We start from the raw sequence: 7,972 nt of genomic DNA on the forward strand, positions 1-7,972 counted from the left end.
TTGCTGCTGCGCTGCCTCAAGCATAGACCTGATCCTGGGTTTTGCTGGTCATGCCTTTGGATTGTAGGGGGGGCATTGGTTTGGCGACAGGTATGCGGCGCCTGCGGGAGAGCGCCGCTCGCGCGGCACCGCAAACCTTGTGACAGGCACCATGTCGCCCAGACGCATTCGGATGCAGAACACCTGAAGCGTCAAGCTGATTAGTGTGAGACAAGGGCCGGGCAAGGTAGCCGAGAAATTTCAGGGGATTGGGCAATGGGTAGCCCCCCAAAAAAACAAAGGCCCAGTGCTTTCACAAGCACCAGGCCTTTGTTCTACAGCAACCCACTAGCAGTGGAACTGTTCTTCCTTGTCGCCGATCGGCCCCGCTTTTGTTTCAGGCGCCGAGGCGTACCACGTAGAGGCCGTTTTTGGTATCTGTCGGAAGCTTGAGATTGCAGGCGACAAGCGGTTGACCATTGCGTTGGCAGCGGATCCATGAGGCCATCCCGCGCTCTCCGACGAAGGCCCAGCCACTGGCGCCATAATCATGATCAGGTTTGCCGTCGCTGTTGAAGCGCAGAGTGACAAAATGGCCCTCTGGCTTTGCATTTTCATAAAGCACGGTCAGGTAAATTTTCTCGGCGTTGCCGGATCTTGCGTCAAAGGACAGATCTAACGCGGAGGCCATTACCGATGGGGTCTTTTCGACAATGACGGGTCTCCCTTCATTGAAACCGTTGTTCAGCGTGCCGTCGCTGTTAAACGACATGAGCGCGGTACCCTCATCGTAAGTGTTGATGTCGGTGCGGCACGCCAGCACGAAGTGATGATTGGAGGTTGACTGCTTGAGCAGCACAGGAAGCAGCGTGTGGCCTGGCGTATGCAGGTGCAGATAACCGCCGTCGGCAAATGTCCTGTCGATCTTGGCGTGCTCATCTAGGCGGGTCACGATGACGTGGTTCTTGAAGTCTTCAGTAGGTAAGGGCGCGTACGCCGCATAAATACCATGTTCATTCAGTGCCAGTGCCCCCAGCAGTACTGGGTCGTTGCCGTGCGCAGCGCGCCAGTAGCCTGTGCCATTGAAGTCGGTAGCCAGGTCCCCTTTCAGCGTGATTGCAACAATGTGGTCGCGCGAGCGGAAGTAGAGCACTCCGTTCCGTATGCCCGCGCCGTCGTTGTCGTGGGAAGACGAACTGCTGTCCTTGGTGGGCGATGCCAAATCGGTCGGCCAGGCATTGGTTGTGGAGCTGACCGAAGGATAAATCCGATAGGGCTTCCCGTCCTCGCCAAAACTGGTGTCGGGCTTTCCATTGGCGTGCAAGCGAACGACGATGGGGTGATATGAATTCGGGGCGTAGTTGTAGTCGCCGACCACAAATATTTGCCCAGCTTCATCCGTAATGATCTCAGACAGAAAGACCCGCAGGGCACCTTCATATTCGATCGTTGTGACACCTTGCGAACCGAATTCGGGGTCAAGCGTACCGTCAGGCTCAAGGCATAGCAGCTTGAGGGCTGTCGCGTTTCGGGGCGCCGAGGAAATAAGTGTTTTTTGAGTTGATTCGATTATCGCAATCGGGCCGAGATGGTCGTACTTTGGGTGCGAAAAACGGCCTTGCGACGCATACGCTGGGTCCAGCTCGCCAGCGTTGAGGATGGTTGGCATGATGCGACTCCTGTTTGGGGGAGTCGCTAGCCTCTCAGAAGGTGTGGGACTGAAAAACTGGCAATAATACTAGGCTCTGCATGAGAAGAGCCCATTAGCCCTGGCTGTTTTCCGTGGTCTTTGCGGAGAAAGCATGGCCCTGATCATGGATTTCGCTATGGCTTGTATCGACAAGCATTGTGGCAAAACAAAAGCCCGGAGCTTTCTCAAGCCCCGGGCCTTTGTTCAACCGCAACCCACTATCAGTGGAACTGCTCTTCTTCGGTCGAACCGGTCAGTGCAGTCACCGACGAAGCGCCACCCTGGATCACGGTGGTCATGTCGTCGAAGTAGCCGGTGCCCACTTCCTGCTGGTGCGCCACGAAGGTGTAGCCCTTGTTGGCGTCAGCGAATTCCTGCTCCTGCAGCTTCACGTAGGCGGTCATGTCGTTGCGGGCGTAGTCGTGCGCCAGGTTGAACATGCCGTGCCACATGTTGTGGATGCCGGCCAGGGTGATGAACTGATGCTTGTAACCCATGGCCGACAGTTCGCGCTGGAACTTGGCGATGGTGGCGTCGTCCAGGTTTTTCTTCCAGTTGAAGGAAGGCGAGCAGTTGTAGGACAGGATCTGGTCCGGGTACTCCTTCTTGATCGCCTCGGCGAAGCGGCGGGCTTCGTCCAGGTCCGGCTTGGCAGTTTCACACCAGATCAGGTCGGCGTACGGGGCGTAGGCCAGGCCGCGGGCAATGGCCTGGTCGAGGCCGGCGCGGACCTTGTAGAAGCCTTCACGGGTGCGCTCGCCAATCACGAACGGCTGGTCGTACGGGTCGCAGTCGCTGGTCAGCAGGTCGGCGGCGTTGGCGTCGGTACGGGCCAGGATGATGGTCGGTACGCCCGATACGTCAGCGGCCAGGCGAGCAGCCACCAGCTTCTGTACGGCTTCCTGGGTGGGTACCAGTACCTTGCCACCCATGTGGCCGCATTTTTTTACCGAGGCCAGTTGGTCTTCGAAGTGCACGCCGGCGGCGCCTGCTTCGATCATGTTCTTCATCAGCTCGTAGGCGTTCAGTACGCCGCCGAAACCGGCTTCGGCGTCGGCCACGATTGGCGCGAAGTAGTCGATGTAACCTTCGTCGCCCGGGTTCTTGCCGGCTTTCCACTGGATCTGGTCGGCGCGGCGGAACGCGTTGTTGATGCGTTTGACCACGGTCGGTACCGAGTCGACCGGGTACAGCGACTGGTCAGGGTACATCGACTCGGCCGAGTTGTTGTCGGCGGCAACCTGCCAGCCGGACAGGTAGATGGCCTGGATGCCGGCCTTGACCTGTTGTACAGCCTGGCCGCCCGTCAGGGCGCCCATGCAGTTGACGAAATCTTTGTCGGGGCGGAAGGACGGGTGGGCACCTTCGGTGACCAGCTTCCACAGTTTTTCTGCACCCTGACGGGCAAAGGTGTGCTCAGGTTGCACGGAGCCACGCAGGCGAACGACATCGGCGGCGGTGTAGGTACGGGTCACGCCTTTCCAGCGCGGGTTCTCGGCCCAGTCTTTCTCGAGGGCTGCAATTTGCTGTTCGCGTGTCAGTGCCATGGAAATAAACCTCGTCGCATCGATCTTGGGTTAATTGTGCTGATGCTCTGGGCAGATCAGGTGCCTGGCGGCTGTCCTGTTCGCAGGGGTGCGGCGGCGAACGAGAAGGCTCGAAGGGGAAGGTTGGGCAGGCCAGGCGAAGGTGCGCTCCGGCAGGTCGGCTCGTGGTTGCCTTGCTGCGGTGCTACGCGATTGCCAGTACTGCGGTGATGCGCTTCCGTCCCTCGGGACAACTTCTTCGTTGCAGTCGCAATCCCGTCGAACCGCCTTGTGGGCCGTATAGACACGAGGCGCCTCCTGGGGTGGAAGGAGCGCGCCCCGAAGGCCCTTGCCAGGGCCCCTGATTAGCGGGAGCGAGGCCATCATGCCCTTGGGAAAAAGACCCTGTCAAATGTTTTGTAGTGCTTTTTTGTCCTTACTACATCTTTGGTCTAATGCGACTTGGCAGTCAGTTTCAAGGCCTTTGGTCGAAGCCTTGAATTGCCTGGGATCAGTCGACAAGGTCGACTTTGACACGCAATGTCATGTTTTCACCCCGTTGGGTGCTGTACGTATGGCTTGACGCGCTGCGGTCGGCTTGGCTCTGCTGGTTGAACCCCGCCAGGGTGATCCACTCGCCGAGCTTGCCAGTGACTGTCGTGTCGGTACTTTGTACTTTCACTACATCTGCACGTTCATGGCTGATGCGGTCATTATTGCTGCTTATTTGCAGACGAACCGTTTCGCCGCTCAGGCTCGGGGTTACGTAGAAGCCTTGGGTCACGTTGCGGTATTCGGTGTTGCTCTGAATGCGCCCATAGCCGTCTGTGCTGGTGCTGGTAATGGGGATGCTCTGGCCCACCTGGATCAGTGCCGGTTGCCCTTCGCTGGCTTGTACCTGCTGCATCCCGCCATCGCGGTTGCGGGTGCCGTAGTGAATGACGCGTGCGTTGCCGCGGTTGTCCTGGAAATTGCTATCGTTGTTGTCGACGCTGATCAGCAGGCGCTTGGGCGCGGTATCCAGTTGTTGCAACAGGGCGCGCAGGTCGTCGATGCGCTCGGGGCTGGCGTTGACGATCAGTTTGTTCTCGAAGGCGCTGATCGTGCCGTCCTTGCCGATGAAGGCCTGCAGGGCGGGCAGCAGTTCGGCGCTGCTGCGATGCTGAAGTGGCACCACCTCGGTGGCGGCATGGGTGGTGAGGCTGGCAACCAGCAACAGGGAGGCGAAAAGGGGGCGTAGCGGCATGTCCATGATCTCCGCAGGTGGAACCAACATGATGGCAAATTTGCTGACTTTTTGCCGGATCCGGATCACGCCGGCGCGGTTGCAGACGGTCGTATTATCCTGATTTATCTTGTAGGCTATAAATTATAGTAGGCAAGATAATTGAGGTTAATTGCATGTCTCCCGTTCGCCCGCTCCTACGCCGTAATCAGTTGGCCAACGCACTGGCCCAAGACTTGGCCGGCGAGTCGTTGGTCGATTACAGCTCGGGCATGTTCCTGGCCGCGCCCCGGCGTACGGGCAAGAGCACCTTCCTCAACAACGACTTCATACCGGAATGCGTACAGCGCGGTTGGCTACCGGTTTACGTCGACCTGTGGTCGGATCGCGACGCCGCCCCTGCGCAGCTCATCAGTGGCGCCATCGGTACTGCGCTGGCCAGATTCGAAGGTGCGCTGGCCAGGACTGCGAAAAAGGCCGGTATCGACAAGGTCAACCTGCTGCGCACCCTGAGCTGGGATTTCACCCGCCCGCAACTGCCGGCGGGTACTACCTTGGCCCAGGCGCTTGCCGTGTTGCATCAAGTGTCAGGGCAGCTGGTAGTGCTGATCATCGACGAGGCTCAGCACGCCCTTAACAGTGAAGATGGCCTCAATGCGATGTTCGCGCTGAAAGCCGCGCGTGACCACCTTAACCGTGGCGACCGTCCAGACGGCTTGCGCCTGGTGTTCACGGGCTCTAGTCGCGACAAGCTGGCCAACCTGGTACTCAAGAGCAAGCAGCCATTCTTTGGTGCCAGCATCACGCCCTTTCCGTTGCTGGGGCGTGAATATGTCGAATTCATCACCGCCTTGTGGAACCGTCGCCTGGCCGACAGTAACCAGTTCAAGGTAGAGGACCTGGCATACGCGTTCGAGTTGGTCGGCCGGCGCCCGGAAATGCTCAACAAACTGTTGGCCGAAGTTAGCGTCGGCCTGGGTGAGGCGGGCAACCTGGGTGAACTGTTGCGCAATGGGGCGCTGAATCATCAAGCCGGGGTGTGGAGTGACTACGAAAGCGCTTGGAACGAACTTACGCCGTTGCAGCAGGCAGTGCTAGAGGTCATGGCCGAGCGCACGCTGGGCCGGCAGCCGTTTTCCCCGTTTACCGAGCAAACCCTGGTAGAGGTCAGCCGCAAGCTGGAGCAGGCCCAGGCGGTAGCCAACGTCAACACGGCAAACGTACAGAAGGCCCTTGATGCCCTGCGCGACAAGGAGCTGGTATGGAAAGCCAATCGTGGCGAGTACGCGTTGGAAGATACTTCCATGGCCGAATGGCTCGCCCGCGACCAGGCAGTTGCCAGCCACAGGTGAACCTTTGAGATGCCCCGTAAGTCGCACTCACAGGGAGCGCGTGGGGTGATTGCATGAACGGTGTCCTGATCTTGCTGTTATGGCTTTGCAGTCTTGGTGCACAGGCTGCAGCGGACACGCTGCGCATCAAGCAGCTGCAGCGTTGCGGTGAGCGGGTGTTGAACTGGAGCTGGGGCATTCACCGGGTCGGGGCACGCAATGTGAAGGGTGATGAGGTCGATTCGCTGGTGCGCTCCGGGCTGGCGATGAGCGGTTACGCAAGCGCCACAGTTCCAACATCGACATGCGCGTGGATGTCAGTGCTGCTGCCTGCATACGCCCGGTGTCTGCCGAGGCTGCGCATTGCGGCACGTCGTACGCAACACCCTTGGTGACTGCCACTGTGGCGACGATGCTGTCGATCAACCCGGCACTTACCCCGGAACAGGTGCGCATGCTGTTGCGGCGCAGTGCCTTGACCCTGGGCGTCGAACAGGATTTCGAAGCGATGGATGCCGAAGACCTGACGGCGCCGATCCGGCCGCCTGAACGACCCGGATCTGGGCCGTTCGGCACGCCTGGACATGCAGCGTGCGCTGGACCTGGCAGTGCAGAGCCTGGAACGTGTACGTTGAGCGGTGGCCGCTGTCCGACAAATTCCGTAACATCCCGCCCCTCGTTTTTAAATCGTCCTCCGGACTTAACCACAGGAAGCCCATGAAGCCCGCCCGACTACGCGCCGACCTGCTCGCCGGCCTCACCACCTCGTTCGCCTTGGTCCCCGAGTGCATCGCCTTTGCCCTGGTGGCCCACCTCAACCCGCTGATGGGCCTGTATGGCGCGTTCATCATTTGTACCCTGACGGCGCTGTTCGGCGGGCGGCCGGGGATGATCTCCGGCGCTGCCGGCTCGATGGCGGTGGTGATCGTCGCGCTGGTGGTGCAGCACGGCGCGCAGTATCTGCTGGCGACGGTGCTGCTGGGTGGCGTGGTCATGATCCTGTTCGGCGTGCTGCGCTTGGGCAAGCTGGTGCGCCTGGTGCCATACCCGGTCATGCTCGGTTTCGTGAACGGTCTGGCCATCGTCATCGCCATGGCTCAGCTGGAGCATTTCAAGGACGGCGAACACTGGCTCACTGGCACGCCGCTGTACCTGATGGTCGGCCTGGTGGCGCTGACCATGGCGGTGGTTTATGTGCTGCCGAAACTGACCCGCGCGGTGCCGCCGGCTCTGGTGGCGATCCTCGGTGTCGGCCTGCTGGTGTACTTGCTCGGGCTGCCTACCCGCACCCTGGGTGACATGGCGCACATCGCTGGTGGCCTGCCTGGGCTGGCCCTGCCGGATGTGCCCTGGAATCTGGAAACCCTGAAGATCATCGCCCCTTATGCGGTGCTGATGGCTATGGTCGGCCTGCTGGAAACACTGCTCACCCTCAACCTGACCGATGAAATCACCGAGAGCCGTGGCTTCCCGGACCGCGAGTGTGTGGCACTGGGCGCTGCGAACATGGTGTCGGGCCTGTGCGGCGGCATGGGCGGCTGCGCGATGATCGGGCAGACGGTGATCAACCTCAGCTCCAATGGCCGAGGCCGGTTGTCGGGCGTAGTGGCCGGTGTGATGATTCTGCTGTTCGTGCTGTTCCTGTCGCCGCTGATCGAGCGTATTCCACTGGCAGCGCTGGTCGGGGTGATGTTCGTGGTGGCCCAGCAGACCTTTGCCTGGGCGTCGTTGCGGGTGTTGCACAAGGTGCCGGTGAATGATGTGCTGGCGATCATTGCGGTGACCGTGGTCACGGTGTTCACTGACCTGGCCATGGCGGTGCTGTTCGGTATCATCATCGCGGCGCTCAACTTTGCCTGGCAGCATGCACGCGAGCTATATGCCGACACCCATGAGGACGCGGGGGGCGGCAAGCGTTATCAGTTACATGGCACGCTGTTCTTCGCCTCGACCACCTCGTTCCTCAACCAGTTCGACACGGCCGGGGACCCGGCGCAGGTCACGCTGGATTGCCAGCATTTGAGCTTTGTCGATTATTCGGCGGTTGCGGCGCTGAAAACCCTGCGCGAGCGCTATGCCAAGGCGGGCAAGCATTTGCGCGTGGTGCATTTGTCGGATCGGTGCAAGAAGCTGTTGAAGCGGGCGGGCGAGCAGCACTGAAAATTGTTGGTGTCTGTGCCGGCCTCTTCGCGGGTAAACCCGCTCCTACGAGGGATCGCAT

Annotated in this window: 5 protein-coding genes and 1 pseudogene; 3 read left to right on the forward strand and 3 right to left on the reverse strand. The window is 60.1% G+C overall.

Translation table 11 applies throughout. The features are described 5' to 3' along the window. Nucleotides 1-376 precede the first annotated feature (376 nt). The 3 genes from ACF8EF_RS08615 to ACF8EF_RS08625 form a co-directional block, all read right to left on the reverse strand. A complete protein-coding gene (locus ACF8EF_RS08615) occupies nucleotides 377-1,648 on the reverse strand; it encodes a delta-60 repeat domain-containing protein (RefSeq protein ID WP_176682217.1) in 1,272 nt (423 codons plus the stop codon). Between the two features lie 242 nt (nucleotides 1,649-1,890). Then, the gene (gene aceA / locus ACF8EF_RS08620) at nucleotides 1,891-3,216 is read right to left on the reverse strand and encodes an isocitrate lyase (protein WP_176682218.1); all 1,326 of its coding nucleotides are present in this window, start codon (nucleotides 3,214-3,216) and stop codon (nucleotides 1,891-1,893) included. A 490-nt stretch (nucleotides 3,217-3,706) separates the two neighbouring features. Then, nucleotides 3,707-4,471 carry a secretin N-terminal domain-containing protein gene (locus ACF8EF_RS08625; protein ID WP_176682219.1) on the reverse strand — a complete coding sequence of 255 codons (765 nt, stop codon included), beginning with the start codon at nucleotides 4,469-4,471 and terminating at the stop codon, nucleotides 3,707-3,709. Between the two features lie 125 nt (nucleotides 4,472-4,596). Here ACF8EF_RS08625 and ACF8EF_RS08630 point away from each other — a divergent pair, with 125 nt between their 5' ends. The 3 genes and pseudogenes from ACF8EF_RS08630 (at nucleotide 4,597) to ACF8EF_RS08640 (ending at nucleotide 7,911) form a co-directional block, all read left to right on the forward strand. Beyond that, a complete protein-coding gene (locus ACF8EF_RS08630) occupies nucleotides 4,597-5,772 on the forward strand; it encodes a hypothetical protein (RefSeq protein WP_209967153.1) in 1,176 nt (391 codons plus the stop codon). A 146-nt stretch (nucleotides 5,773-5,918) separates the two neighbouring features. Continuing rightward, nucleotides 5,919-6,386: pseudogene (locus ACF8EF_RS08635) on the forward strand (S8 family serine peptidase); the annotation flags it as partial. Between the two features lie 82 nt (nucleotides 6,387-6,468). Continuing rightward, nucleotides 6,469-7,911 carry a SulP family inorganic anion transporter gene (locus ACF8EF_RS08640; RefSeq protein ID WP_021783216.1) on the forward strand — a complete coding sequence of 481 codons (1,443 nt, stop codon included), beginning with the start codon at nucleotides 6,469-6,471 and terminating at the stop codon, nucleotides 7,909-7,911. Nucleotides 7,912-7,972: the final 61 nt, after the last annotated feature.

This window comes from Pseudomonas sp. zjy_15 (genome assembly GCF_043101865.1).
Taxonomy (GTDB): Bacteria; Pseudomonadota; Gammaproteobacteria; order Pseudomonadales; family Pseudomonadaceae; genus Aquipseudomonas; species Aquipseudomonas putida_Y.

Excerpts from the sequence above, each read along its gene's own strand:
- ACF8EF_RS08615 (WP_176682217.1), bottom strand. The coding sequence starts at position 1,648 with ATGCCAACCATCCTCAACGCTGGCGAGCTGGACCCAGCGTATGCGTCG.
- aceA (WP_176682218.1), bottom strand. The coding sequence starts at position 3,216 with ATGGCACTGACACGCGAACAGCAAATTGCAGCCCTCGAGAAAGACTGG.
- ACF8EF_RS08625 (WP_176682219.1), bottom strand. The coding sequence starts at position 4,471 with ATGTTGGTTCCACCTGCGGAGATCATGGACATGCCGCTACGCCCCCTT.
- ACF8EF_RS08630 (WP_209967153.1), top strand. The coding sequence starts at position 4,597 with ATGTCTCCCGTTCGCCCGCTCCTACGCCGTAATCAGTTGGCCAACGCA.
- ACF8EF_RS08640 (WP_021783216.1), top strand. The coding sequence starts at position 6,469 with ATGAAGCCCGCCCGACTACGCGCCGACCTGCTCGCCGGCCTCACCACC.